We start from the raw sequence: 25,329 nt of genomic DNA, 5'->3' as shown, positions 1-25,329 counted from the left end.
ATTGCCCTTGGGTCTTTCCCTATTACTGGATCAGTCCCGGTTTCAACTCAAGATGAGTATATATCGCTGCAATCTTAGGTGGGGATTTCAACCAATTAAACTATAGCATAAAGCCGTCCTAAAAGGACGGGGCTTGCATCCCATTTTCTCGGTCAATAACTTTCTTGGTATCTTTTTTTGGCTGCTGTGCATCAAGAGCAATCTCTGCGGTTCGTTCAACAGATTTGACTGAAGATGGCAATTTGCGATCGGGCTCTGGTTTGGCAAGTGCAGGTGCGGGAGTAGAAATGGCAGGTTTCGGTGTTGGTGTCGGCGTTTTCACAGTCTGAGACTTGGGTGTCGGCACTGCCGAAAGCGGTGATGGCTTAGCGGTTTGAGATGATTCTAGCCGATCGGTTGGGGCCGGATGCGCCACCGAAACTTCCTGAGACGGATTGGGTGCGGCGACGGCAACAAGTACAAACGAAGCCGCCATCAACCCGCCGTACATCGCAGCCGATCGCTTGCGGGTTGGTGCACCCACCCATTTCGGATTAACAATACCCAGAAAAAAGGCAGGTATCGACAATAGAAAGCTTAAGATGAAAAAATTAAACATAGCGATTTTTACCAGTAGAAGAGAGAAGTAATCCAGGACGCACAAACCGGGTTTCTTTTAGCAAAATCCGAGGTAAAGCACGAAGGATATTTGTTTAAAAACCCGATTTCTTTAATTTCTGTGCGTAAGTCCTGAGAAGTTAACTTCCTTATTTATCCGCAGGCAAACTCACAAATCCCTATGATTTACGAAGTAAACTAGGACGTTGGACACCCGACCCAGTTGCACCAGGGTCTCTGAGTATATTTCTCCTTACTAAACCCACGATTTTTTCCTACAGTTCGCGAGCGCACTCCGACGCCTATAAACCTGGGTTTTTAATTGCAGTAAATGAGTAGAACCAAGTATTTTTCTTAAAAAACTACGTTTCTCGCCCCAACCGGGCGTAAGTCCTGGTAAAATTTCTTGTAATGGTGCCAAAAAAGTGAAATGCATACCCAGCTACGTTCAGCGCAAAGGTGCGCTTACTCTAAATTCGGGCCATTCAGTTGAGGCCAGCAGCCCCGATGAAACTGCTTGCGGCGGCTTAGGTGCTGTAACCCCAAGCAAAACGAACGAAACTGCCATCAAGCCGCCGTACAAGGCAGCCGATCGCTGGCGAGTTCCCAGTCCCACCCATTGAGGATTTAGCAGACCCAGACAAAAAGCCGGTGTGGAAAACATGAAAGTTAATACAAACAAGCTGGACATCACGCACCTCCGACTAGCGAATTGCAGCGATTAATTACTTTTATCTCCAATTAATAGCTCACAAATCCGCTTAAAAAAGTTGCAATTTATGATTTATAACTTTAGAATTATTGATGTTTATCAAACAATAATAAAACTTTTAAAATCTCTTACTTTCGGTAGTTGTTAAAAAAATAATAGGTTTCTAGAGAGACCAAAAATTTAGCTTAAAATAGAAACTAAATTCCTTACTCAAAATATGAAAGTCCGCTTTAACGTAGTCCGCCAAAATCAAAACGAGGCTCCCCGGGTTCACACTTACACCCTAGATGTGGAAGAGAGCAATACCATCCTAGACTGCCTCAACAGTATTAAGTGGGAACACGACGGCACTTTAGCTTTTCGCAAAAATTGCCGCAATACAATTTGCGGCAGTTGTTCTATGCGAATTAACGGTCGATCGGCATTAGCTTGCAAAGAAAATGTAGCCAGCGAACTCGCAAGATTGCAAAAAATAGCTGATTCCAGCTCAGCAGAAAGGCCGGCCGATTTCATTCCAGAAATCACGGTAGCCCCAATGGGAAATATGCCAGTAATTAAAGATTTGGTTGTTGACATGACCAGTTTTTGGGACAACCTGGAAGCAGTGGAACCCTATGTCAGCACAGCATCGCGAGCAATTCCAGAACGCGAATTTCTGCAAACTCCAGAAGAGCGATCGAAACTCGACCAAACCGGCAACTGCATCCTCTGCGGCGCGTGCTATTCTGAGTGCAACGCCCGCGAAGTCAACCCGGAATTTGTCGGCCCCCACGCCCTCGCCAAAGCTTACCGCACGATCGCCGACTCCCGCGACAGCGAAACCGAAAATCGGCTCGAAAAATACAACGAAGGCACCGCAGGCGTCTGGGGATGCACGCGCTGTTACTACTGCAACTCGGTTTGTCCGATGGAAGTTGCGCCGATGGATCAAATTGGTAAGATTAAACAGGAGATTCTCGATCGCAAAGATGACCAAGCCAGTCGATCGATCCGCCATCGCAAAGTTTTAATCGATCTCGTCAAAGAAGGTGGCTGGATAGATGAGCGCAAATTTGGCATCGAAGTAGTAGGAAACTACTTCCGCGACGTTAAAGGTTTGCTGAGTCTGGGCCCGTTGGGTTTGAGAATGATCGCTCGCGGCAAGTTCCCGCTGTTTTTTGAGCCTTCAGAAGGTACCGAAACCGTGCGAAATCTGATCGAATCGGTTCAAAGTTTAGAAAAGTCAGCAGATTAGCGATCGGCGGGCATTTTCCTGGTAAATTACAAGTTGTGCGATCGTAAAGCTTCCCACAATTCATCACTCAAAACACGAAACTTAAAACTTTTCAATGACTGCTCAAACTCCTCCATCCTCAAAACCGACAACCCCAAATACCCCAAAACCAGAACCAGCCTTTGGGTGGAATGCCTACGCCGAACAAATCAACGGACGATTTGCGATGGTGGGATTCGTGGGACTTTTGCTGCTAGAATTCTTCACCCGTCAGGATTTTTTTACCTGGCTGGGCCTGCGTTAAATTAATCAAAATCAATTAAAAAAGGAAGCTGAAAAATTATCTATATTTCAGCTTTCTTTTGATTTTTAAGAGTTATTGGAAATACACTTTATCAAATTAGAGGTACCAAATTATAACATTTATAGTGGCATACAAACATATGAATTTACCCAAGTGGATAGTAGTTACTTGTAGCGCGATCGTCCTAGCATCATGCGGAAATGGATCTTCCACCTTAATCTCCGAACCGAAACCGGGAAACAGTGGACGAACATTTGCTGATTGGTGTCGCCAGCGGGCTTCTTTGATTCCTGAAGCTAAACGTACTGTTGATGTGCTGTTGCAGAAAGCAGGGACTACTGAATGCGATGAGGCTAATCAGAAACTTTCTCTGCTCACGGAACTCAGCCTCCGCAGCCATGAAATCAGCGATATTAAACCGCTAGAATCCTTGACTAACCTGACTGTGCTCAACCTCAGAGGCAATAAAATCAGCGATATCAAACCGCTAGAATCCTTGACTAATGTGACTGTACTCAACCTCAGAGGCAATAAAATCAGCGACCTCAAACCCTTACAATCTTTGACTAAGCTGACTGAACTCGACCTCAGCTTTACCCAAATCAGCGACATCAAACCGCTAGCATCTTTGACTAAACTAATCGATCTCGATCTGGGTGACAATAAAATCAGCGACATCAAACCCTTAAAATCTTTGACTAAACTGACACACCTCGTCCTCAGTGGCAATGAAATCATCGAATTCAATAAACCTTCCCCGTTAGTCGCAAAGAGGCAACCCGGAAAGAGTGGACAAACATTTGCGGATTGGTGTCGCAAAAAGGCTGATTTGAGTCTTGAAGCTAAACATACTGTTGAGGTGCTGTTGCAGAAAGCAAGGACTACTGAGTGCGATGAGGCCGATCGAGAACTTTTCCGACTCACAGAACTCGACCTCGGCGCCAATCAAATCAGCGACCTCAAACCGCTAGAATCCTTGACTAAGCTGACTGAACTCCACCTCGGTGCCAATCAAATCAGCGACCTTAAACCGCTAGAATCCTTGACTAGGCTGACTGAACTCGGTCTGATCAACAATAAAATCACCGACATCAAACCCTTACAATCTTTGACTAATCTGACGGGACTCACACTCGAAAGCAATCAGATCGGTGACATCAAACCGCTAGCATCTTTGACTAAACTAACTTTTCTCTCCCTCGGTCTCAACCCGATCGTTTCCAAAATTTGCCCGCTCAAACCAGAGTCTATCTGTCGCTGGGAACCCGTAAGTTAAATGCCAAATTTTTAACTTTACTGGTGTAAAAATTAGATGTACAAGATTATGAGTTTTATAGTTGCACGCCAACATATAAATTTACAAAAGTTAATAGTAGTTACTTGTAGCGCGATCGTCCTTGAATTATAGGGACACGGCATTGCCGTGCCCTGAATCCGAAGTTTCGTTCATATTCTGTTCGGTCGATGGCCCCTAATACGGTAGGGGCGGGTTCACGAAAAATATCTGCCAATAATTGACAATCTCAAAAACCCGCCCTTTTAATCGTTCGAGCAGACATGATATCAAACTAATTTCCAGTTGTTTCACGGACGGTCAAACTGTACTTGCCTCTACCTTTTGGAGGCGGATCGTAAGCGTTGACAATGACGCGATAGCGACCGTTCGCAGACAAGGTAACAGTAAGCTCTGAATTGGAATTTTGCTGCGTCGCATCATCATTTTCTCCAAGTAGCTCCCCCTGGGAGTTGAAAATAGCGAGATAAGTATCAAACTCGGTACTTTCTACGGTAATAATCACTTTTTGACCCTGAGTGCCTTCAAAGGTATACTCGTCGTACAAACTGCTGTCCGAGGGCAGTACAGAAGACTTAGCAGGGCTGAGTTCTCCGTTTTGCTCTAAAATTACCTTAGATGAACCCGCATCAGGACTCGATCGAGGTTCTACACTTGGGCTCTGAGTTGGCGAACTTTGTGGTGATGGCGACGGGTTGGGGCTTGCTTGAGCTAAAACCGCCTTGCCAGCAGGCTTCGCATCAGTTAAATTTTGAGGAAATTCTGCTGAAATGAGGGTGGAACTACTGTTAGCAACTCCACCTAAATTGGAAACTGGCAGGGAGACAGTCGGCTTGCCAGAAAAAGTAGCTACCAGAGCAATTGGCGCGATCGCCCAAAATCTAACTTGACGCATGAATTACCTCGATTTGCAACGAAGAAGGAAGGAAGAAGTCAGTAGTCAGTAGTCAGTAGTCATGGATTATTTGTTAGGTGCTACCAATGCCCCATGCCCCATGCCCCATGCCCCATGCCCCATGCCCAATTTTCACCGGACAGTTAGAGTGTAACGACCCCGGCCCGAAGCATCGTAAGCATTGACAAATACGCGATAGCGACCCGTAGCGGGCAAAGTAACGCTTAGAAACGCATTTTTAGTCGAATCGCTCCCTTCGTCATTTTGTGCCAGTAATCGGTCGTTAGGGCCAATGATAGCCACATACGGCTCGAAATCTGTACTTTCGAGGGAAATGGCTACAGACTGACCAGCTCGACCTTCAAAAGTATACTCTCGATACAGACTGTTGTCAGACGGCAATACTGGGCCGCCTGCGACTAAAGCGCCTTCTTCTTGCAAAATCGCCCGAGAAGGCGCGGTAGCACTCGCTTTCAGTTCTAACGTATAAGCCCCCGACTGCCTAGCTTCGTAGGAATTTGCCACTAACGTGTAAGTGCCGTCTGCTGGCAGCCTGACTGTAATTCTGGCGTTTTTACTGCCGGCTCCGTCATGGTCTTGCGCGATTCGGCGCTGGTTGGGCCCGAGCAATATTAAATAAGGGTCAATTTCTTGACTTTTCATTTCTATTGTGATTTGCTGGCCCGCTTTTCCCTCAAAGGAGTAGAGGTCAAAAAAGCTGTTGTCTTCGGCCAGAACGCTAGACTTGTCGGTGAGTTTACCGCTGATGGCGGGCCCGTTGAGCGCGAGTTTTTCAGGTGATTTGTTGCCACCAAAGGGCGATCGGGCTTGAGCCACGCGGGGAGCTCGCCCTTCTCGTACCGCTGTCAGGAAAGCGGGTACTTTGTCTGCTGAAATTGCAAAACCGATACCGATATTACCTCCACCCCGATCGCGAGTCAAAATAGAAGAATTGACGCCGATTAATTCTCCAGAACTGTTGAGCAGCGGCCCTCCAGAATTGCCGGGATTGATGGCGGCGTCGGTTTGAATTAAGCCCCGAGAAAGGTCGATGCGGCTGACGATTCCGACTGTAAAAGTACCTTGAAGTTGACCGAAGGGATTGCCGATCGCAAATGCTTGTTGCCCGACTTTCACCGAACCGGGACGGGCTAAAGGAATGGTCGGCAAATTGTTTTGACCGCGAATCTTAACCACGGCTAAGTCTAGACCTTCTTCGCCGAATCCGACAACATCGCCGACAAGTTTTCTGCCGTCTGCCAGAATTATATTCACGGTACCGCCGGCCGAAACGACGTGGGCGGTCGTTAACACCATGCCGTCAGGGCTGATAATTGTGCCGCTGCCCTTAGATTTACCGGTATCGACGGTAACAACCGCCGGACTGGCCTTTTCGTAGACCCGAATATTGGTTTGTTCTGCGACATTTTGGGCGATCGCACCCTGGGAATGCACCGAGTTAAATTCTGTTAAATCTGTTGATTGCCGCCCAGGGGATGTCGTAACAACCGCACTGGCGCTGGCTGTTACCCCAACCGTTAAAATTCCCGATACTGCTAAAGTTAGAAGTTTTAAATTCATGGCGATCGATTTAGTATTTAGCGATGGGTAGCTAGGAATTAGGTTTTGTGCTTAACCGCTAACTACCTTCTGTAATTATTTTAAGACTTGCACCACGGTAGTGACATTCCTCACGCCGGTTCTCCAATTCGGGAATCTGAATCAGCAGCTAAATACTTAAAATTAGCTTGTCGTAGCGCAGCATCCTCATTGCCGTAGAAAAAAGACAGCAAAGCAAAACGCTGGCCGCTAATCACCGGCGTCGCTTCATGCAGCAAAGAACACGAAAAAATAATCGCCGTGCCAGAATCGCCTTTATAACCGTGCGGCGCGTACTCGGGAAACCGTAAAAATCCCCCCGTGTACTCTCCCACATTCAAGTTTAGCGTCATCGCAAACCTACGGTGCACCGTAGCTTTGCTAGTGTTGTCGCGGTGCGGCAGAAAATAACCGCCGCTGTCAGCATCGTAACAACCTATCAAATACCGCTCAAACCTGGTAATTGTAAACTGAAAAGCTTTTTCTACTTCCGGCCGCACCCGGCGCCAAATAATCGCACTCAATCGCTGCTGTAACTTCGGGTCTTCAATAAAGAAATCGCGGCGCTTCTTGAAAGTGTCGTCGTGCAGGCCAACTGTTTTCCCGCCTATTTGCCTCATAAAGCCGGAAGGACTGCCACCGTGATTTTTGTACATATCGATTAAACTGCGGCAAGATGCTTTGTCCAAAACGTTAGGAATTACCAACACCGGGGCGTGGCGAGTGGCCGATCGGGCTTCCTCAATTGGGGGTAAAGTTTTGAGAAAATCTAATACTTGTTGGGCGTGTTGGTGCGGTTCGCCCATCGGCAAAATATTAATTACCTGAAGGTTTTCGTTGAGAACAAAAGTTTGTGGTGCATAGTGAACTCCGGCAACTCCATTTTCTTCGACATCTCGGAAAACACCGTACTGCTGGCTGACTGTTTTATCCAAGTCCCAGAAAAAGATGAATGACGGAGCAATTGTTGTTGGTCTGTTTTGTTCTTTGTCTGCTGGGTCAACGCTCACTCCAAACTGCGGTACTTGCAAGCTTTGGAATTCTTCTGAAAGCTCTTGAAAGCTTTTGAGGATAACTTGGATTTGTTCAAAAGCTGCGCTGGCAAAGAAAAACAGCACGACTCGCCGGCCGCCAACAGTCTGGAAATGAAATAAGGGGTTATTTGTAGAAGGAATGGAAAACCAGGGAGCCGGATCTCCTATTTCGAGTAATGGCATCTTGCTGATTTAATAATTGGGATTTTATATTTAGATTATTATGCTGTCGATTAGTTCCACATATTCGGTATGTTAATATTGTTTCTTTATACAAAAATTAGCTTATATCTGTGTATATCTGCGTTTTTCTGCGGTTTTAAACTCGCAATTTAGAGTCTTTTTAATAAGTTGTTTAATATCGGATAATAAGTAGATGGGTATCAATAAACGCAACTTAGATTTCTGCGGTTTCCCAAGCCAGAGCTACGGGATAAATGTTTAGTTTCACCCATCTACTTAGTGTTTGCCTATTTGTCGAAACTGGGGGAATTATCCGGTTGGTCTTCCGGGTATTCTACAGGTCGATATTCCACGTAATCTGACGGCGGTGCTTCCACGTCGCGGTTGCTGGGGCGAGACCTCGATGATTCCGTAGGACGGGGTTTTTTGGTTCTCGGCGGCGTATCGGAACTGCGGTTTTCCGAAGCAGGGGGGCGACTGCTGCGGCTGCGGGTCGGTCTTTCTTCGGGGTTGTCTGAAACGTCCCAGTTGTCAGACTCTTGGGCGGGCGGGGCTTCTGGGCGAGAGGGACGTTTGCGCGAGGATCGATCGGGCGAGTCGGGCCGTCCGGTGTTAATGCTGCCGTTGCGATTCGAGGGGCGGCGGCGGGGTTCGTCGTCGTAGGCTTCCCGAGAGGAACGGTAGTCTTGGCTGCCTCTGATGCGGGGACGCTGCGGATAGTCTTCCTCTGGTTCTAGCTGTTCCATTTCGGCATCGTAGCCGTCGTAACCGTAGGCGTTGCTGACCGGTCGCTCTTCATCTACGTATTGGGCGCGACTTTTGGCTTGGGCTGTGGTCGCTCCTCGCAGCTTAATGCTTTCTGCTGCAAAAAATATGGCGGAACCGGTGAGCAGAAATTGACCGAATGCCAAAATTGGGTCAAGGCGCCACCCCTGAAATAACAGAATACCGCCGCACAGCAAGCCGACTGCTGCAAAAAAAATATCGTGGTCTCGGGCTAGTTTGGGACGCCACGATCGCAGAAAATACAGTCCTGCCCCTGCTACTGCTAGGATAATCCCTAACAGGCTGCTCCAGTTCAATCCTAAATTGACCATTAGCCTATCTCCTATGTCTTTCCTATGTTAGCGAGTTAGATTTTACATCTATCATTAAGTCTGTCAGCCCGACTGTGCTTTCTGGGGCAGCGTCCGGTCAGGGTTTCAGCTTGGGAAGTGAGTATAATAATGAGTTTAACGGGAAAAAACCTCAGCTTGGCAGTCAACTGAAGGTTTTGCCTGGACAGTTGCTGGCAGCCGAGGTTTCTCGGATCGGAGAAATGCCCGACGTGTAGCCCACAATTGACTTGCAGCGCCGGACTTAGAAACCCGCTGACTTTTTAGGTGCGCTTGATTTTGTCTTTTTGGCTGATGAAGATCAGGGCGATGGTTGCTGGAATCACTACTACCACCACGCCCACCAGCAGGCTGTACAAAAAGTTCGCGAGAGAAGGAGTCATAGATTCAAAGCCTTTGTTACAACAATTTGATTTTTATTAATTTTATACTTTCGATCGCACCTGTGAAACGGTTAAAATTATGAATAGCAGACTTAACAAAACTTAAAATTTCGAGATAAGACCCATGACTGGTATTACCGTTGCAAGTTGGATTCTGGGCTCTGTCCTAGTCGTGATGACCTTGCTGTTTATTTTTCGGATCGTCCTGACTTGGTATCCCGAGGTGAACCTGAGCAAGTTGCCGTTGAGTCTGATTGCTTGGCCGACGGAACCTTTTTTAGCCGTAACTAGAAAGATTGTACCGCCGATCGGCGGGGTGGACATTACGCCGATTATTTGGGTGGGTATCTGTAGCTTGCTGCGAGAAATGATTCTCGGCCAGCAAGGGCTGCTGACGATGATGATGTAAGAGTCAGCGGGCATGGGGCATGGGGCATGGGGCATGGGGCATGGGTTAGTTGCCAACTGCCAACTGCCAACTGCCAACTGACAACTGACAACTGACAACTGCCAACTGACAACTGCCAACTGCCAACTGACTAATGACTGTTTTGGTTCAAGAACTGTTCGACGAAATTCGTGTAAACTTCGCCGCTGAGAAACTCGGGGGAATCGAGGATTTTTTGGTGAAAGCCCAGGGTGGTAGGAACGCCAGTGATGGCGCATTCCCGCAATGCCCGTTTCATCCTGCGGATGGCGGTCGGTCGATCGCGCCCCCATACAATTACTTTACCGATTAAAGAATCGTAGTAAGCGGGTATTTCGTAATCGGTGTAGACGTGAGAGTCCATCCGCACGCCGGGGCCACCGGGAGGCAAATAACCGCTGATTATGCCGGGGTGGGGTCGGAAATTGCGATCGGGGTCTTCAGCATTGATGCGGCACTCGATCGCGTGGCCGTTGAGAATTACTTGGTTTTGCTTGATTTGCAGTTTTTCTCCTTGGGCGATGCGGATTTGTTCGGCTATCAAGTCGAGGCCTGTAATCATCTCGGTGACGGGATGTTCTACTTGGATGCGGGTGTTCATTTCCATGAAGTAGAACTTGCCCGATTTGTCAAGCAGAAATTCGACAGTGCCCGCACCCGTGTAGTTGATGGATTTGGCAGCGGCAATGGCGGCGTGACCCATTTGATCTCGCAGTTTCTGGCTGAGGGCGGGGCTGGGGGCTTCTTCGAGGAGTTTTTGGTGTCGGCGCTGAATCGAACAATCTCTCTCGCCGAGGTGGATGACGTTACCGTAGTTGTCGGCGAGGATTTGGATTTCGATGTGCCGGGGTTTTTCGATGAATTTTTCGAGGTAAAGTCCGGGGTTGCCGAAGGCTGCGTCGGCTTCGCCTTGGGCTGCTGAGAATAGTTTGGGGAGTTCGGATGCTTCTTTGACTAGCCTCATCCCGCGGCCTCCACCGCCGGCGGTGGCTTTGATCATCACAGGATAGCCGATGTCGCGGGCGATCGCCAAAGCTTCGCGATCGTCCGCCAGCAATCCACCGCTACCGGGAACTGTGGGGACTTTCACTCGCTGCATAGTTTCTTTGGCGGTGGATTTGTCGCCCATCGCCCGCATTGCTGCCGGAGAGGGCCCGATGAAGGTAATTTGATGGTCGGCGCAGATTTCGGCAAATCGGGCGTTTTCGGCGAGGAAGCCGTAACCGGGGTGAATGGCTGCGGCGTTGCGTGTCAGGGCAGCCGCGATGATGTTGGGAATGTTTAAATAGCTTTTGCTGCTGGTGGGGGGGCCGATGCAAACGGCTTCGTCTGCCAACTGGACGTGCAGGGCGTGTTTATCTACGGTGGAGTGTACGGCGACCGTGGCAATCCCCATTTCCTCGCAGGTCCGCAATATGCGGAGAGCTATTTCTCCCCGATTAGCGATTAAAATTTTCGAGAACCCCATCTTCGCTGCTTAATTCACTCAATATTCTGTACAATAATGCCTTTCGGTATGTTCTGGATAATCGTTTTCCAGAAATTGTTCACAAAAATTTATTTTACATTTTGCTGGTAGTGGTGCTATGATTGTAAATCGGCGGTGTCAAAGGGCAAGTTACAAGTTAAATGTCAGGAACCTCAACCTGTGAATCTTTAACTGGTAACGCAAAAATCCCGGAGATTGCCAGAAAGAGCGGATGTGGCGGAATTGGTATACGCGCACGCTTGAGGTGCGTGTGGCAATATGTCCTTGCGAGTTCGAGTCTCGCCATCCGCATTGAATATAAAAAACAACTGTTGACGGTTTTGGCTGTCGGCAGTTGTTTTGTTTTTGATGGGTGGGTGGGCAGAAACCGGGTTTTTGCGAGAATATTTGGTTACGGTGGGAAGATTTGGGAAAAAACCCGGTTTCTTTGATTGTGCGCGAGTACGGTAGGGTGCAGATTCATCCGATATCCTCAAGTGCGATTCCCTACGGGATAGCTTCGCTTCACGAACTTCTGACAGATCCGCACCCTACAAAATACTGTTTAACTGTCGATCGACAATTGTGTTTGAATTAAAAACATAGATACTTATCGTTTGTCAAGTAGAATGGGGTTAGTTAGGTTCCGAATCCGAGAGTTGGCTGACGAAAAAGGATGGACGCTAAAGGATGTTGCCGATCGATCCGAGGTTCCGTACAGCACAGTCAGGCACTATGCTCGATCGGAAGGACTAGCAACGGTTGATATCACATCCATTCAAAAAATAGCTCGCACCCTCGATGTTTTGATTGAAGAGTTGATGGATGTTGTCAAAGAGTAATAATGAGAATGGTGTTGGATAGTGCCACAATATTTTGGGGAGGCTAATCAGAAAGAAATCCGTCAATATGCAGAAATTATCGCCATGACGGATGATGTGTATACAATAGCTAATTATCTAGAGATTTCTGAACAAATTATCCGCCAAGTAAAAGAGCACATATTTATCAAGGAACACGAGCTTGACATTCCCAATGATGAGACAAATACTATTAGTCATGTCCGAGGTAATTTTACACCCGATGGTGAGATTGCTGATTTATGGATAAGTGCAAAAAATGGTGAGCTACAACCGAGAGAACTTAACAAGTTTAAACGGTTGATAGCCCATGAGTATATAGAGCAAGCACTAATGGCTGATGGACTTCCTTATCGATCGCCTAAAGCTTGGATAGACCATCCCATGTATGGTTTTGGCAACTGGCCAACCCCGGAGAATTTCGGAGCACACGATATAGCTCCTCATACCAGCAAGCCCAATCCATTTTCCCACTGGGTTAACATAATAGGTAAGTCAGCGGAAGGACTGAGGCTTGCGGACAACCTCTCGAATCTTGATGAGTTGCTTGAAGCTATTAGAGAAAGAATATGACTGCGAAAACAATTACCGACACTGCACTAGAGCGAATTTTAGCAATTAAATGGGAGCCAGACGATAGTCGCGTTAACTCTCACATTGCCCTTTTGCGAGAATACTTGAGACGTGCTGCACTGTGGGCCAAGGCTTTAGATTGTACGGATGAATGGCCGTTTTTTGATGTGGCGGCTCATATTGATTCTCTAGATGCCGATGAAACTAAGGTTAAAGTGCTTAAGACTCATTTCACAGAGACACCGTTTTATGTGGCGGGTATTATTGAGAAAACCTGCGAGTGGTTCCTTCATTGGGATAGCGCGAAAAATTCACCAAAAGTCAGTGAATTTACTCTACCTGAACCCTACGAACCGCTAATCCTAATGTATGAACGCGGTGGCATATTCTCTATGGAACATGGATTTTTTGATTTTGCTGTTGGGGGTTTTCCTAGAGGTAAATGGCAGAAATACGACCAAATCATGCCTTTGTTGAAACTAGATGCGAGAACTTTAGATCGACTAGATATTGATTCGGGCGATGGGTTGAATGCAATTAACCCGAAAGCAGAGGGAGGTTACACATCAATAGAGCGATGTTGATTTTCGGAACTAGGTAAACTTGTCTGCGCGGATGATGGTTTTAACACTTTACGATCAATCAGCCAAGCAACTCCTCCCAAGACTCCACCGCCTAAGCAACTAACTATAATGGCAATAAAGAAGGGATGAAGTTTCTTTGTTTGTGTAGCTGCATTTTCAACCGCCAGGTTTCTACACAAAAGAAGTACAAAAATTATGGCAAAATAAGAATTACTCATTTATTTGCTCGCCATTATCCCAATGACTACCGTTACCCAATCAGAAATTGAACAGTATCGCTCCCAATTACAAGAATATCCCGATGCTCTAATAGCTCTTGATGTACTTGAAGAGTGTGAAGGCGATTTAGAATATGCAGCCGAAACCTTAGCAATTAAGTCAGGAGAATTAGACAACGATCTAGATGCAAAAAACCCAAATGAGCCTAGCTGGTTAGAAAAATCAGCCGAGAAATTGCGTCCTCATATTTGTACGCAAGCCTTTAAAGACGTATTGAGTCAAGGTTTTGCTGTTGCATTGGGTTCGCTAATAACTGCTGGCGTTTACCCAGGAGTACCATTAACACTGGTACTTATTTACATAAGCACGAAAAATTTGGACAATTTTTGTCAGGATTGCTAAACGCCGATTGCAGTGAAGCCAGCCCAGTAATGAGGTTCAGCAAAAGGAAACGGCTTCCGGTTCAGTGCGCCATCCAGAGGAGCATTAACAAAGCGTGTGCGTTCTTTTTTGGGCAACAGTTTAAATGTTTGATCGATTTGCGGTTTGAGGCATTTTAATAATGCTTCAAGCGCCTCTGAGGTCAGATTCCGCAGCCATTGTTGTGCCTCATTGAGAGCAGTAACCGTTGATAGAGTTTCTAGGTTTTCATAGAACCGAATCAGTAACAAAGTGCTGGCGAGTTCATCCACTTTCCAAAGGGTACTTACCATACTAGGGCTACCTGCTAAGAGAAATCCGAAAGGTAAGCCAATATATTCATCGCTGGTTCTGGATTCTGTCAATCCAGTTTCGCAGGCGGAGAGAGTGACAAGACGACATTGATTTAGGTCAAGATTAAAGATTTCCAATAGTGTCAAACGTTCTTTATTGGCGAATACCAGGGATGATTCCAAAGGGGAGGCAGGCTCGAACTTGCCGTGACAACCGAAATGGGCGCAGTTGGCAAAGCTGAGTTTCGCGTTTAGAATTGCGTTCTTATTAGCATCATCTTTTGCCAAGAAATCATTAGACTTGAATTTGTGACGGATGTTAGCGGCTTGCAGTTCAAGTAAGTAGCGGTCTTTGGTAGGATTGGCAATAGCAAATAGGTGAGAGAAATTAGGGCGTTGTCGCTGTTTCGCCTGTTGCAGTAGTTGGCAACTAGGGGCATAGCTGACTCCACCAGGGAATAAGTCGAGAAGGCACGATTCGGATTTGGACAGGGATACAGTGATAGAAGAATCGATTTCATCGGTGCATCCGCTTTCAAAATCCGTTTCGTGGGAGATTGGCAACGCATGAAGGGGGAAAAGATGCAGGAAGCGATGGGGAATTAAAATCAGTTGATCGCACGGTTTCGGAATATTCTTTAATATCTCATCAAGATGCAAAATCTCAGCTAGGTTTTGGAGGCGGGAGGCTAGTTTTTGCTTCCATTGGGGTTTTATCTCTTTGTACTCTTTCCGATACTCGTTATCCCAATTTACCAAGGCTTGAAAGTCTTCTGTTGAAGATTGCCAGATTATTGGTGTTGGGGATTGCGGGGTGATGATGAAAGTTAGAAATTTATCGCCTATGATGTACCACTCAAGAATAGCGGTGTTTTCACCTGTCAGAGTTTGAATGTCTTTGTAGAGGATGGGCTTAACTTTTTGGGTTAGGCTAAAATCAGGATCAATTGATGTAATTTCATGAGCAATCAATTCATCTAGTTGTTTACGCAAATTGGTGAGATGAGTAGAATCGCGACTAGTGGTTAGGCTGTCGATTTTGAGGCTGGGTTCTCCCAATATTCTGCCACCATTACTGTTACGGTTTATCTGTTCGATTTCCAGTTGTCGCTGTTCGGCCTCAATTTCTCGACGGAGGCGCGACAATTCGTTGAGAACAGTTTCGGGGATATTGCCTTTAGGTTTGATGTCACGGTTGGCAAAGAGTTCTACAAGGTTGCGGGCTTTGCTGCGTTCGGCATATTCCACAGCTTCGGTGTAGCGTTGCAGTTCGATGCAAACTTCTACCAGGCCCAGATAAAGTCTATTCCATTCTTCGGCTAATTTCTGTTTGGTTTCATCCCCAGATTGAATCTCGCCCCGTAAAAATTCTACTGTTTCAATCGCTGGGGCATAGGTATCATAAGCTAGTTGCCATTGCTGGTTACTTCGGTAAAGATTACCTAAATTAAACAAAGTTTTTGCATGATTTTGTGGGAAAGCTTCGCGGGTACGAATTGAAAGTGCATCTCGGTAACAAAGGATCGCCCGTTCCAGATTTTCGGCCTCGGAACCGCTGATTCTGTCACTGTAGGTCATAGCTAAGTTATTTTGAGTCATTGCCCAATCTTCGGGGAAATCCTCACGGGTACGAACTGTTAAAGCAGCCTCATAAAACTCAATCGCCCTCTCCAGATTATCCGCCCGCGAACCTTTGATTGTGTCACTGTAGGCATTACCTAGGTTGTTTTGAGTCATTGCCCATTTTTCAGGGAAATCCTCAAAGGTACGAACTGTTAAAGCACCCTCAAAAAAGCCGATCGCCCGTTCCCGATTATCCGCCCGCGAACCCTTGATTCTGTCACTGTAGGTCATAGCTAAATTATTTTGAGTATCGGCCCATTGTTCAGGGAAATCCTCAAAGGTACGAACTGTTAAAGCACCCTCAAAAAAGCCGATCGCCCGTTCCAGATTATCCGCCCGCGAACCCTTGATTCTGTCGCTGTAGGCATTACCTAGGTTATTTTGAGTTATTGCCCAATCTGCTGGGAAATCCTCAAGGTTATAAACTGTTAAAGTAGCCTGAAAGACGCCGATCGCCCGCTCCAAATTATCCGCCCGCGAACCGTTGATTCTGTTTCTGTAGGCATTACCTAGATTATTTTGAGTCATTGCCCATTTTTCGCGAAAATCCGCAAAGGTATAAACTGTTAAAGCAGCCTCATAAAACTCGATCGCCCGTTCCAGATTATCCGCCCGCGAACCTTTGATTCTGTGAGTATACGCATTAGCTAGGTTATGTTGAGTCGCTGCCCATTGTTCAGGGAAATCCTCACGGGTAAGAACTGTTAAAGCAGCCTGAAAGAAGCCGATCGCCCGTTCCAGATTATCCGCCCGCGAACCTTTGATTCTGTGAGTATACGCAGCAGCTAGGTTATTTTGAGTTTGAGCAAACTTTTCGCTCCCCGGTTCCCGATTATTTAAAACTATTTGATAACCAGTAATTGCTATTTCAATATTATTTGTTTTCTTCCCACCGGGAAAGTTACTAATATGAATACTTAAATTTCCGCTGTCACGGAGAATTAACTCAATTGCTTCTGGATGTTTGGCAATTAAATTCTTAGCCACTTCCTGTAAAATTTCGGCAAAATTAGCATTGAGGAGATGTTGCCGTTTACGGAGAATGGAGTAAATTACTTTAATATTGCTACTGCTAGGTTCGGCTTGCAATAATTCTAGGATAAAGTTTTCATACTCTTGTGAATTTTCAATTTCACAGTAATCGCGCTCTCCGTCATCGTTCGTACCCAATAATTGCCCTATCTGACTGGCAAAATTCCGTAAAAAATTAGCGTGATTTTCCTGTCCTTCCTCTGCCAGGTTTTCTGCTACTACCTCGCAAACTTGGAGAAACCCCGAATCTACCAATTCTAAGTTAGCCTGTAATATCTGCTGTGTCTCACCTTTGGGACAAGTCAGGAGTGTCTCTATCAATTGCCGATAAGCTTGGGCGCGGGTTTCTTCCATTGTGGGGAGTTGTCAGTAACACCGATGTTTATTTTACCATGATTGGTGGTTTGGCGGTTGACGCTCCCCCGTATCAATTTCTACCCCATCCCGAACAAGTAATCGAAGTTACCGTCTCCCACAGAGTTTTTAAGCGTATTGATAATTTTCCTTGTATTATCGTGAGGCCCTTCAATATAATAAGGTTTTCCATTGCGACCGAATTTCAAGCCAATTTCGCTGGTTGATTCTCCTAAATGAGCCTTCGACTGCTCGAAATCGCGATGCGGTTCAAAGCCTAATGTTTTGGCATAAGCGATCGCACCCCAAACCAGGGCTTGTGCTTGCTCTAAACTAATCTCCTCGTACTCTTGCATAAACTGCGAGTAACAAAGCTGAACGAAATTTTTATATTGGCTATCGTTGCAGTTACGTGGCGGGATGGTATCCTTGACTCCCAAACACCAGTAGTCGATCAAATAAGAGGCTGTAACAAAACGATTGTATCCCTTGGAACGAGTCACCACCACTAAACCCAAACCGCTCGTTTCAGAGGTTTCATTCCCCAACAATACCTTCGCAAAATTTACATCCACGAGACATTGAGCAACGGGCAATAACTCTCCTTTTTCGGCGCTAGCGAGGGCTGTTTGTTCTGCATGAGATTGAAGAAAGGTACTGACTTCGGATGCTTTCAATCCTAACTTTCGGGCAATTTGTTTGGGCGTTAATTGGCGATCGCGCAGGTTGAGAATTTCTTGTTCTTGTTCGGGCTGCATAGTTTTTCTATTGCCGTCAGGGCTGGGTTCGAGCTGAGTCGATCATTGTACCGCGTTTTTGCGACCAACTTCGTAACATTGCAAAGATTGAGGAAAAAACCCGGTTTCTTTGATGGTGCGAGTGGCGAGAAACCTCGGTTAGCCCGATAGTCCGCCAGGGGTTGAAACCCCTGTCTCATAGCAAAAGTCCTCTGAAGAGGACTAAAGAGTTTTTCATTTTTATATCGGATTTTCAGTCGGTTTCAACCGACTTTCGCTATTAGCCAGGGGTTTCAACCCCTGGCGGTTGTGGCAACACCGCTAGAATGCAAGCAACATAGGAAAAAACCCGGTTTATTCTAATTTTGCGCTAATTTGGGCGGCCGCCCCATTAAACCGGTCATCAAGCGCAAGGCTAAAAATCTCACTGGGGGAATTGTCCGCAAACACCACAATCCGAAGCGGCGAAATGCTACAATTGGCAGCCAAGTATTAGAAAATAATCTGTCTAGAAAATCGGTAAATCCTAACACGATTAAATTCTCTTTTTTCCGCCAGTTGTGATACCGTTTCAATACTCGCAAATCGCCGATGTCTTCGCCTTTTTGGTGCGCTTGCTGCAAGATTTGGGCGATCGCCCCAGCGTCTCGAATTCCCATATTTAATCCCTGGCCGCCGACGGGATGGCAGCAGTGGGCCGCGTCGCCAATTAGTGCTAATCTGGGCAAAACGTAGCGATCGCTCTGCATTAACTGCACCGGAAACAAAAAGCGATCGCTCTCCAATTCCAAACGCCCCAAAAGCCCGCCCGTGCGCTGTTCCAACAAAGTCAAAAACTCAGTTTCATCCATTTGTTGCAAAGCTTTTGCTTCCGCGTGGGGTGCTGTCCAAACTACTTGACAGCGGTTGCCAGGTAATGGTAAAACTCCCATCGGGCCGCTCGGCCAAAAGCGCTCAAAAGCGATATCATTGTGCGGTTTTTCTGCTTTAATAGTGATAGCAACGCAGGATTGCCAGTATTTCCAGCCGCGAGTGCTGATGTTGGCTTCGGTGCGGATGCGCGATCGCGAACCGTCGGCGGCGACTAATAATTTGGTGCGAATTGTCCGAGTTTCGCCGTTTTGTTTGACTTCTATTTCGGCGCAATCGGTTAAATATTTTACCTCGACAACTTCCGCCGGACAAACCCAACTAAAATTCGGGTTTTTTGCCAAAGATTCTTGCAAAGCTGACAGCATGACTCCGTGTTCGCCAACGTAACCTAAAGCTGCTTTTGGTACGGGCAATTTGCCAGTATTTCCCAAATCCGGGCGGTGGAATTCGACGACACCGGGATAGTCGCCGTCGCAGAGGCTAATTTGCTCGAAGGTGGTGATTTGCGGCAAGATTTGCTGCCACACGCCGATACCTTCTAAGATCATTCCTGATAGCAGGGTGATTGCATAGGCTTGTTTTTTGGCTGCAGCGGCGGCGGGGAGTTGGGTTTCAATTATTGCGATTTTCAATCCAGAATCTTTTAAGGCGCTGGCTAAGGTGGCCCCGACTATGCCGCCTCCGACGATGGCTATGTCAAAGTCGAGTGTCGGTGTTTGCGTGGAGGCTGTTGTTGGAGAAAGTTGGTTTACAGGCATTTTCAAGGGATTTATTTAAGTGAATAATCATATTTACTATTTTATTGTAAAGAATTATTGCAGTTGTGGGCGATCTTGAGGCAGAGCTTATGTCATATCAATTCTGGCTGTGCCGGAATGATATCAAATCCCATCGCACATTTCTCTCAAATTCGATCGCCCATCAACCCAAAAATCCCATCGGCCATCAACCCAAAAACCCCGGCGGTTGAAACCGCGTCTACACAGACAAAACCCGCCTCCGCGGGTTGAAGAGTCGTAGCGTAGCGGGGCGTAAGCCATCGCACATTTATCTCAAATTCGATATTTCTTCGTCCGCGGAGGCGGACATCGTTTGTGTAGACGCGGTTTCCAACCGCCCGGTTATATCAAATCCGCTAGCTTCGGAATGATATAATTGTAGGGAAACGGCACTGCCGTTTCCTGATTTCGGGTAATATTAATTCCGATGCCACCGATCGCAACTAACAATTAACTACCAACTGCTGCTAATTGATTATTTCCTGTGACTAGAGGCGATACTTTTTGGCAAATGGGAATCTCGATGACAAACTCTGCACCTTCCCCAGGCGTGGAAATACACTGCAATTTGCCTCGGTGTTTTTCAACTATAATCTGATAGCTGATTGACAGCCCCAAGCCTGTGCCTTTGCCGACTGGTTTAGTAGTAAAAAATGGGTCGAACAACTTGCCAATAACTTCTTGATTGATTCCCATGCCGTTGTCGGCAATCCGAATTGTTACTGTCTCGGAATTCGCACTTGTGCTAATCCGAATTCGGTTGTGACGAGCATATATTTCTTTTGAAGAATGAGTGCTGTTGTACTCTTCGAGGGCGTCGATCGCATTTACTAAAAGATTCATAAATACTTGATTGAGCTGACCTACATAGCACTCGACTTTTGGAAAATTGCCGTATTCTTTGATAATCTCAATAGCGGGACGAAGTACATTAGCTTTAATCCGGTGCTGCAAAATTAGCAAAGTGCTTTCGATTCCTTCATGAATATCTACTCGCTTCATCTGCGATTCGTCGAGTCTGGAAAAGTTGCGTAAGGATACAACTAAGTCGCGGATGCGATCGGCTCCAACTTTCATTGATTCCAAAATCTTCGTAAAGTCTTCCATTAAGTAATCGACTTCAATATCTTCGGCTGCTTCTACAATTTCCGGGACGGGATTTGGGTATTTTTCCTGGTAAAGGTGGAGCAAACCGAGCAAGTCTGTGGCGTATTCGTTGGCGTGGGTGATGTTGCCGTAGATGAAGTTAATCGGATTGTTAATTTCGTGGGCGACGCCGGCGACTAGCTGGCCGAGAGAAGAGATTTTTTCGGTTTGGATTAGTTGAGTTTGAGCTTGGTGCAACTCTTGGACAGCTTTTTCGAGCTCGGCTGCTTGCGATCGATACTGTCCCTCGGACTGCTTGAGTGCTTCCAAAACTTGGACTCGATCGCTAATGTCGGTGTGAGTTCCCACCCATTCGCGAATGCTGCCGTCGGCTGCCAAAAGGGGGACGCCCCGCACCCAGAAGTGTCTGTAGCTGCCGTCGGCAGCCCGCAAGCGGTGCTCGACTTCGTAGAGACTTTTTGTTTCTATGGCCCCCATCCAAGCTTGAATTGTGCGATCGCGGTCTTCTGGGTGCACTGCTTCTATCCAGTTGTCCTTCTCTTTCCAACTCATGCCCGTATAAGCTATCCAATCAGGCTGAGGCTTGTCGAAGATTCCGCTAGCGTTGGTCGTCCAAACCATCTGTGCGGTGGCCATTGCCAGCGATCGGTATCTTTCCTCGCTCAGACGCACAGATTCTTCGGCTTGGCGGCTGGCTGTCACGTCGCGCAAAATAGTTGTGAATATGATTTCGCCTGCCACTTCGAGTTTGGAAATAGAAACTTCGGCGGGAAATTCCGTACCATCTCGGCGGCGGGCGAAAATTTCTTTGCGGTTGCCCATTTTTCGGGCTTGTTTAACGCCACCGCCGAAATTGCTGACGAGGTGACTATGATGCGTGGCAAAAGCTTCGGGCAACAGCAGGCTCAGGGATTGCCCGATCGCCTCCGCAGCCGTCCACCCAAAAATCCGTTCTGCACCTTGGTTGAACAGGATAATTTTTTGGTCAGCATCCACAGAAATAATCGCGTCCTCGGCAATTTCTAAAATGCCGGCGAAACGAGCTTGTGACAGTTGCAGCGCCTGTTCAGCTTGTTTGCGATCGCTGATGTCGCGGGCGATCGTCGAAATGTATGCGAGTTTGCCGTCCGGTGCGGAGTGGGAGATGATAACTTGGCTGATGGGAATTTCGAGTCCCGATGCTGACACGAAGGCTGTTTCTCCACTCCAAAAGCCCTCCGAAACAGCGGTGGCGATCGCTTGATTCAAATTGCTGCGGCCTGACGCTGGCGTGAATTCTGCAACTTGTCGCTTGGATATATCCTCGTTTTCGCCTATACCCACCATTTTTCTGCCTGCTTTGTTGATGTAAATCGGGCGTCCTTCGAGGTTGGAGATACCTACAAAATCGGGGGTCGCTTCCAGAATTGCTGCCAGACTTCTGTTGGCGATTTCGGCTTGTTTACTCTCAGTAATATCCCGCGCGATGCTAACTATACCGCTGATATTTCCTTGTCCGTCCCGGTAAGCGCTTTTTGTAGAAAGAAATGTCCGCAAATTGCCTTTAACTGGCAGTTCTTCTTCGATCGCTTCCGTTGTTCCCGCTGCCATAATTGGGCGATCGGTTTTTATAATATTGCCCGCAATTTCCGGCGGAAATAACTCGCTGTCATCTCTGCCGATAATGTCGTCTACAGACTTGCCAATTATACTGGCTCCTGCAGCATTAAGCATTAGGTAACGGCCATGAATATCTTTGACAAATAGGGCGGCGGGCGTACTGTTGATGACTGCCATCAACAGGTTATAGTTTTTTTGAAGCGCCTGCTTTGTTGTTTGAGAGTCGAAAATTTGCTGCTGCAATTGCTCGTTGGTGATTTGCAGTTGGAGAGTCCGTTTCTCAACTTGAGTTTCTAAGTCTAATTTAGCTTTCCTCAGTCCCAGTTCCGCTCGATAGCGCTTCCGGTCTGCGCTGCAGAGAGTTTTGGCATTCTGCCAAATCAGAACTGTAAAAATAATCACGTTCAATACACTTAACAGCGATATCCCTACCTCCGGCGTGTAGGCTTGTAACCGATCTCCCAATAGGATGAAATAACCGACTAAAGGCGGGATAATGATTGCCCGTGGCAACAAGCGCCTCGCCATGATGCCGCCCGCGCGATCGCTCGTCATTACTGATATCAATCCTCGCTCTGGACTGGCAAATAAAATACCGAAGCTCAGCAACATAAATGCTGCGGCAGTGTGCAAAGCCATGCCGGTATTTTTGCCAATTTGGTAAAATAAAGCTTTGTCGTAGAAATAGCCTATCAAACCCATAAAGGCAATTAAAAATGCACAACAGCTTAAAATTTGAATCCGCAAGTATTTAGGCCGACGTTCTGACAGCAGCAGCAGCGCTATTCCCAGCAATAAAAAAGCACCAGCAGTATTCGGTGCCATGCGTCCTGGTGTTCCGGGGGTTGTCAACCTGTAACTTTCTTTAAATAGCAGTTGGTCGATGCCTAAATCTAAATTAAAGCTATATTGAACTAGGGTTAATAGGCTAATTAATATAATTAAAAATGAACATACCAAAATTAAATATTTATGCTTTTTTTGATACTTTCTTGCTGTTAATTCTGGCCGCCGCCGCTGTTGGATGAATAGAGAAAACCCGCCCAAAATAAAGCACACCGCAGTATTGGCTTTCATCGTCACGAGTCCGGGCAGAATGCTTTTTAAGAGTGGCAGATCGAATATCCACCCCAAAATGACTATACAGCCGATCGCCATTACTGCAATACTCGCTTTTTTGGAAAAAGACTGGACAGCAGCCATTCGGGTTGAGGGCGTTTGCAGTTGTTGTGCTCGTTCAAAAACTTCCAATTTCTCGCTCCCTCCAATTATTGGGGTTTATACGTATCCAAGGTAACAATTAAGACTTTAGGTATATTGTCGCCCGCTATACAAAGCTGCCTAAGATTTGGTTAAAACTGCTAAGCATAAAATATGAATTATTTTATCTAACTTTAGAGAGATAGTCAAGTGAAGGTTGAAGGCTCTTATGTAAAAGGCATTCGGCAGAATTCAATAATTTTTCTTGCTGGTTAGTTAAAACACAAAATTCCTTGTTTCTTCAGCCTTGTTCCTTGTTTCTTCAGCCTTGTTCCTTGTTCCTTCAGCCTTTTTCCTTGTTCCTTGGAAATTAGCGCCCGATTCATTGGTCGGGCTGAGCGTTTTTACTCAGTCCATCGAGGCGTAATGGTAGCGGATGAATCGATCGGCAATAAGATCACTCGCATTGTAAACCGGGTGCTGCGGGTGTGGGAAATGCGATCGGCACAACAATAAGACTCGGCGGTTGAAACCGCTACTACACAAACAAAGTCCGCCTGCGCGGACTAAAGAGGGGGATATTAAAGTGGGATTTGGTAACGGTCAACAGTCAACTGACAACTGACAACTGTCAACTAACTCCCAACTTTTGAAGTGCTTCCAAAGCTTCGGTTGCTGACGGGTAACGCTGGGGGAAATGGTAAAGCACCATCTTGTCTAAAACGCGAGCCAACTCCGGGGTGACAGTTGCATTTTTCTGCCAGATGAGATTGCCTAAATTATCAACTCTGAGTTGTTTCGGGCGCATTCCTGTCAAGGCTTGAATCCCGATGAGCCCCACAGCATAGATGTCGCTGCACAATTTCGGGGAACCGATGGCTTGTTCGGGAGGAATGTAGTCTTGCTGAGTACCGCCGCGCGATTTCGTTTGACCGATGCTGTTTGGTGAAGTGTTGATTTCTTTAACTGCCCCAAAGTCAATTAATACAATCTTGCCATCTGATGTCCGCCTGATTAAGTTTTGAGGGTGAACGTCGCGGTGAATTACATCTTGTTTGTGAACAAAAACAAGCACTTCTAAGATATCTTTCAACAAAGCGATAACCTGATGTTCTTGCCAGGGTTGACCTTCGATTAGTTCTTGATACAAGGGTTGCCCTTCGATGAATTGATAGACTAAATAAAAATATCCATCTTCTTCAAAGCGAGCTAACAATTCTGGTATCCGATCGTGTTGGCCCAATCGATATAAAACGCGCGTTTCTCGATCGAATAAATGGCTGCTTCTCTCAGACTGGCTTTTGAGGCGCTTGACGAGGCACAAAGGTCGATCGGGCAAATTTTCATCTTCAGCCAGATAGGTATCGCTGTACTCGGTGTTCACCAAATGTTCTCTAATTCGGTAACGCATCCGCAGCAGCTTTTGCAACATCGGATCGACAGATTTAGCGGGTTGTGTGCCTTGTACAGCTCTCATGATACAGTCCCAAAGATTTGCTCCGACTACTCTTTCTTCTTGACCGAGAATTTCTGCTTGTCTCAGTACCTTTGTCAGTTCTTTCCACAAGTTGTAGCCGACATACCGCCCCAGGTAGCCCACTGTGTACCCGCGGGCGATCGGATCGTTTTGCTGAATTTCTTGATAGGTCAAACCCCCTACAACGCCTCGAATTATCGACTGTTGCAACCGACTCAGGTGTTTTTCCGTTTGTTCGTATACCAGATTGTCCAAAAAGATTATTGCTTCTTCTACCGTCATAGTTTCATATTTTAAGTGATTTGTACAGGAGCCACGCATTTTTATATCCCTAGATTTCTGTTATATATGATTTCTCTTAAATTTGCTAGATTG

24 protein-coding genes and 1 tRNA gene are annotated in these 25,329 nt (G+C 46.5%); 11 read left to right on the top strand and 14 right to left on the bottom strand.

Features of this window, described 5'->3' with window-relative positions; translation table 11 throughout:
- Nucleotides 1-118 precede the first annotated feature (118 nt).
- Together QUB35_RS05330 and QUB35_RS05325 are read right to left on the bottom strand one after the other, a co-directional pair.
- Nucleotides 119-598: a hypothetical protein gene (locus QUB35_RS05330; RefSeq protein ID WP_333140046.1), complete on the bottom strand. Its 480-nt coding sequence runs from the start codon at nt 596-598 to the stop codon at nt 119-121.
- A gap of 447 nt (nt 599-1,045) precedes the next feature.
- Entirely contained in the window at nt 1,046-1,288 is a 243-nt protein-coding gene (locus QUB35_RS05325) for a hypothetical protein (RefSeq protein WP_333140045.1), read from the bottom strand.
- 238 nt (nt 1,289-1,526) lie between these two features.
- Here QUB35_RS05325 and QUB35_RS05320 point away from each other — a divergent pair, with 238 nt between their 5' ends.
- The 3 genes from QUB35_RS05320 to QUB35_RS05310 all read left to right on the top strand — a co-directional run bounded on the left by QUB35_RS05320 (nt 1,527) and on the right by QUB35_RS05310 (nt 4,102).
- Nucleotides 1,527-2,543, top strand: coding sequence for a succinate dehydrogenase/fumarate reductase iron-sulfur subunit (locus QUB35_RS05320; RefSeq protein WP_333140042.1), 1,017 nt, complete (start codon nt 1,527-1,529; stop codon nt 2,541-2,543).
- A 94-nt stretch (nt 2,544-2,637) separates the two neighbouring features.
- Nucleotides 2,638-2,826 carry a chlorophyll a/b-binding protein gene (locus QUB35_RS05315; protein WP_333140040.1) on the top strand — a complete coding sequence of 63 codons (189 nt, stop codon included), beginning with the start codon at nt 2,638-2,640 and terminating at the stop codon, nt 2,824-2,826.
- Nucleotides 2,827-2,950: 124 nt separating this feature from the next.
- Nucleotides 2,951-4,102 (top strand): leucine-rich repeat protein, encoded by a 1,152-nt coding sequence (locus QUB35_RS05310; protein WP_333140038.1) that lies wholly within the window; start codon nt 2,951-2,953, stop codon nt 4,100-4,102.
- Nucleotides 4,103-4,394: 292 nt separating this feature from the next.
- Here the strand turns inward: QUB35_RS05310 and QUB35_RS05305 are convergent, their stop codons facing one another.
- The 4 genes from QUB35_RS05305 to QUB35_RS05290 form a co-directional block, all read right to left on the bottom strand.
- Nucleotides 4,395-5,015, bottom strand: a complete 621-nt coding sequence (locus QUB35_RS05305; protein WP_333140036.1) for a pre-peptidase C-terminal domain-containing protein — start codon at nt 5,013-5,015, stop codon at nt 4,395-4,397.
- A 132-nt stretch (nt 5,016-5,147) separates the two neighbouring features.
- The gene (locus tag QUB35_RS05300) at nt 5,148-6,596 is read right to left on the bottom strand and encodes a trypsin-like peptidase domain-containing protein (RefSeq protein WP_333140034.1); all 1,449 of its coding nucleotides are present in this window, start codon (nt 6,594-6,596) and stop codon (nt 5,148-5,150) included.
- 110 nt (nt 6,597-6,706) lie between these two features.
- Nucleotides 6,707-7,831, bottom strand: a complete 1,125-nt coding sequence (locus QUB35_RS05295) for a redoxin domain-containing protein (RefSeq protein WP_333140032.1) — start codon at nt 7,829-7,831, stop codon at nt 6,707-6,709.
- Between the two features lie 287 nt (nt 7,832-8,118).
- Nucleotides 8,119-8,928 carry a Ycf66 family protein gene (locus tag QUB35_RS05290; RefSeq protein ID WP_333140031.1) on the bottom strand — a complete coding sequence of 270 codons (810 nt, stop codon included), beginning with the start codon at nt 8,926-8,928 and terminating at the stop codon, nt 8,119-8,121.
- Nucleotides 8,929-9,002: 74 nt separating this feature from the next.
- On the opposite strand from QUB35_RS05290, the gene QUB35_RS05285 reads away from it, so the two are divergent.
- Nucleotides 9,003-9,164, top strand: coding sequence for a hypothetical protein (locus QUB35_RS05285; protein ID WP_333140029.1), 162 nt, complete (start codon nt 9,003-9,005; stop codon nt 9,162-9,164).
- Nucleotides 9,165-9,209: 45 nt separating this feature from the next.
- Here QUB35_RS05285 and psbX read toward each other — a convergent pair whose 3' ends face one another.
- Nucleotides 9,210-9,329: a photosystem II reaction center X protein gene (gene psbX / locus QUB35_RS05280; RefSeq protein WP_190741405.1), complete on the bottom strand. Its 120-nt coding sequence runs from the start codon at nt 9,327-9,329 to the stop codon at nt 9,210-9,212.
- A 124-nt stretch (nt 9,330-9,453) separates the two neighbouring features.
- Here psbX and QUB35_RS05275 point away from each other — a divergent pair, with 124 nt between their 5' ends.
- Nucleotides 9,454-9,738 (top strand): YggT family protein, encoded by a 285-nt coding sequence (locus QUB35_RS05275; protein ID WP_006634856.1) that lies wholly within the window; start codon nt 9,454-9,456, stop codon nt 9,736-9,738.
- A gap of 130 nt (nt 9,739-9,868) precedes the next feature.
- Here QUB35_RS05275 and accC read toward each other — a convergent pair whose 3' ends face one another.
- Nucleotides 9,869-11,224, bottom strand: a complete 1,356-nt coding sequence (gene accC, locus QUB35_RS05270) for an acetyl-CoA carboxylase biotin carboxylase subunit (protein ID WP_333140026.1) — start codon at nt 11,222-11,224, stop codon at nt 9,869-9,871.
- 228 nt (nt 11,225-11,452) lie between these two features.
- Between accC and QUB35_RS05265 the strand changes: the two genes are divergently transcribed.
- From QUB35_RS05265 to QUB35_RS05250, 4 genes are all read left to right on the top strand, one after another.
- Nucleotides 11,453-11,536 (top strand) — tRNA-Leu (locus QUB35_RS05265).
- A 317-nt stretch (nt 11,537-11,853) separates the two neighbouring features.
- Nucleotides 11,854-12,066 carry a helix-turn-helix domain-containing protein gene (locus QUB35_RS05260; RefSeq protein ID WP_332973393.1) on the top strand — a complete coding sequence of 71 codons (213 nt, stop codon included), beginning with the start codon at nt 11,854-11,856 and terminating at the stop codon, nt 12,064-12,066.
- Nucleotides 12,067-12,087: 21 nt separating this feature from the next.
- Nucleotides 12,088-12,657, top strand: a complete 570-nt coding sequence (locus tag QUB35_RS05255) for a hypothetical protein (protein WP_333140024.1) — start codon at nt 12,088-12,090, stop codon at nt 12,655-12,657.
- Complete coding sequence (locus QUB35_RS05250) at nt 12,654-13,241, top strand: hypothetical protein (protein ID WP_333109560.1); 588 nt, start codon at nt 12,654-12,656, stop codon at nt 13,239-13,241. The genes QUB35_RS05255 and QUB35_RS05250 overlap by 4 nt, the downstream gene beginning before the upstream one ends.
- Here the strand turns inward: QUB35_RS05250 and QUB35_RS05245 are convergent.
- On the bottom strand, nt 13,217-13,459 hold the full coding sequence (locus QUB35_RS05245; RefSeq protein WP_333109561.1) for a hypothetical protein: 243 nt from the start codon (nt 13,457-13,459) through the stop codon (nt 13,217-13,219). The genes QUB35_RS05250 and QUB35_RS05245 overlap by 25 nt on opposite strands.
- Before the next feature lie 4 nt (nt 13,460-13,463).
- On the opposite strand from QUB35_RS05245, the gene QUB35_RS05240 reads away from it, so the two are divergent.
- The gene (locus QUB35_RS05240) at nt 13,464-13,862 is read left to right on the top strand and encodes a hypothetical protein (protein ID WP_333140021.1); all 399 of its coding nucleotides are present in this window, start codon (nt 13,464-13,466) and stop codon (nt 13,860-13,862) included.
- On the opposite strand, the gene QUB35_RS05235 is transcribed toward QUB35_RS05240, so the two are convergent.
- The 3 genes from QUB35_RS05235 to QUB35_RS05225 all read right to left on the bottom strand — a co-directional run bounded on the left by QUB35_RS05235 (nt 13,859) and on the right by QUB35_RS05225 (nt 19,550).
- Complete coding sequence (locus QUB35_RS05235) at nt 13,859-17,182, bottom strand: CHAT domain-containing tetratricopeptide repeat protein (protein ID WP_333140019.1); 3,324 nt, start codon at nt 17,180-17,182, stop codon at nt 13,859-13,861. The two genes, QUB35_RS05240 and QUB35_RS05235, sit on opposite strands and share 4 nt — an antisense overlap.
- Before the next feature lie 80 nt (nt 17,183-17,262).
- Nucleotides 17,263-17,940 (bottom strand): DNA-binding response regulator, encoded by a 678-nt coding sequence (locus QUB35_RS05230; RefSeq protein WP_333140017.1) that lies wholly within the window; start codon nt 17,938-17,940, stop codon nt 17,263-17,265.
- 338 nt (nt 17,941-18,278) lie between these two features.
- Nucleotides 18,279-19,550, bottom strand: a complete 1,272-nt coding sequence (locus tag QUB35_RS05225; protein ID WP_333140015.1) for an FAD-dependent hydroxylase — start codon at nt 19,548-19,550, stop codon at nt 18,279-18,281.
- Nucleotides 19,551-19,639: 89 nt separating this feature from the next.
- Between QUB35_RS05225 and QUB35_RS05220 the strand changes: the two genes are divergently transcribed.
- The gene (locus QUB35_RS05220) at nt 19,640-19,762 is read left to right on the top strand and encodes a hypothetical protein (RefSeq protein WP_333109292.1); all 123 of its coding nucleotides are present in this window, start codon (nt 19,640-19,642) and stop codon (nt 19,760-19,762) included.
- Nucleotides 19,763-20,021: 259 nt separating this feature from the next.
- On the opposite strand, the gene QUB35_RS05215 is transcribed toward QUB35_RS05220, so the two are convergent.
- Both QUB35_RS05215 and QUB35_RS05210 read right to left on the bottom strand, forming a co-directional pair.
- Entirely contained in the window at nt 20,022-23,528 is a 3,507-nt protein-coding gene (locus QUB35_RS05215) for a PAS domain S-box protein (protein ID WP_333140012.1), read from the bottom strand.
- Between the two features lie 580 nt (nt 23,529-24,108).
- A complete protein-coding gene (locus QUB35_RS05210) occupies nt 24,109-25,236 on the bottom strand; it encodes a serine/threonine-protein kinase (RefSeq protein WP_333140010.1) in 1,128 nt (375 codons plus the stop codon).
- Nucleotides 25,237-25,329: the final 93 nt, after the last annotated feature.

Source organism: Microcoleus sp. B13-B6, from assembly GCF_036705405.1.
GTDB lineage: Bacteria > Cyanobacteriota > Cyanobacteriia > Cyanobacteriales > Microcoleaceae > Microcoleus.
This window is presented reverse-complemented; position numbering and strand designations above follow the sequence as displayed.

What these genes read in the sequence shown, in the direction of transcription:
- QUB35_RS05230 (WP_333140017.1), bottom strand. Translation starts at nt 17,940, where the DNA reads ATGCAGCCCGAACAAGAACAAGAAATTCTCAACCTGCGCGATCGCCAA.
- QUB35_RS05330 (WP_333140046.1), bottom strand. Translation starts at nt 598, where the DNA reads ATGTTTAATTTTTTCATCTTAAGCTTTCTATTGTCGATACCTGCCTTT.
- QUB35_RS05235 (WP_333140019.1), bottom strand. Translation starts at nt 17,182, where the DNA reads ATGGAAGAAACCCGCGCCCAAGCTTATCGGCAATTGATAGAGACACTC.
- QUB35_RS05295 (WP_333140032.1), bottom strand. Translation starts at nt 7,831, where the DNA reads ATGCCATTACTCGAAATAGGAGATCCGGCTCCCTGGTTTTCCATTCCT.
- accC (WP_333140026.1), bottom strand. Translation starts at nt 11,224, where the DNA reads ATGGGGTTCTCGAAAATTTTAATCGCTAATCGGGGAGAAATAGCTCTC.
- QUB35_RS05250 (WP_333109560.1), top strand. Translation starts at nt 12,654, where the DNA reads ATGACTGCGAAAACAATTACCGACACTGCACTAGAGCGAATTTTAGCA.
- QUB35_RS05320 (WP_333140042.1), top strand. Translation starts at nt 1,527, where the DNA reads ATGAAAGTCCGCTTTAACGTAGTCCGCCAAAATCAAAACGAGGCTCCC.
- QUB35_RS05260 (WP_332973393.1), top strand. Translation starts at nt 11,854, where the DNA reads ATGGGGTTAGTTAGGTTCCGAATCCGAGAGTTGGCTGACGAAAAAGGA.
- QUB35_RS05325 (WP_333140045.1), bottom strand. Translation starts at nt 1,288, where the DNA reads ATGTCCAGCTTGTTTGTATTAACTTTCATGTTTTCCACACCGGCTTTT.
- QUB35_RS05300 (WP_333140034.1), bottom strand. Translation starts at nt 6,596, where the DNA reads ATGAATTTAAAACTTCTAACTTTAGCAGTATCGGGAATTTTAACGGTT.
- QUB35_RS05305 (WP_333140036.1), bottom strand. Translation starts at nt 5,015, where the DNA reads ATGCGTCAAGTTAGATTTTGGGCGATCGCGCCAATTGCTCTGGTAGCT.
- QUB35_RS05220 (WP_333109292.1), top strand. Translation starts at nt 19,640, where the DNA reads ATGTCATATCAATTCTGGCTGTGCCGGAATGATATCAAATCCCATCGC.
- psbX (WP_190741405.1), bottom strand. Translation starts at nt 9,329, where the DNA reads ATGACTCCTTCTCTCGCGAACTTTTTGTACAGCCTGCTGGTGGGCGTG.
- QUB35_RS05315 (WP_333140040.1), top strand. Translation starts at nt 2,638, where the DNA reads ATGACTGCTCAAACTCCTCCATCCTCAAAACCGACAACCCCAAATACC.
- QUB35_RS05275 (WP_006634856.1), top strand. Translation starts at nt 9,454, where the DNA reads ATGACTGGTATTACCGTTGCAAGTTGGATTCTGGGCTCTGTCCTAGTC.
- QUB35_RS05245 (WP_333109561.1), bottom strand. Translation starts at nt 13,459, where the DNA reads ATGAGTAATTCTTATTTTGCCATAATTTTTGTACTTCTTTTGTGTAGA.
- QUB35_RS05290 (WP_333140031.1), bottom strand. Translation starts at nt 8,928, where the DNA reads ATGGTCAATTTAGGATTGAACTGGAGCAGCCTGTTAGGGATTATCCTA.
- QUB35_RS05225 (WP_333140015.1), bottom strand. Translation starts at nt 19,550, where the DNA reads ATGCCTGTAAACCAACTTTCTCCAACAACAGCCTCCACGCAAACACCG.
- QUB35_RS05210 (WP_333140010.1), bottom strand. Translation starts at nt 25,236, where the DNA reads ATGACGGTAGAAGAAGCAATAATCTTTTTGGACAATCTGGTATACGAA.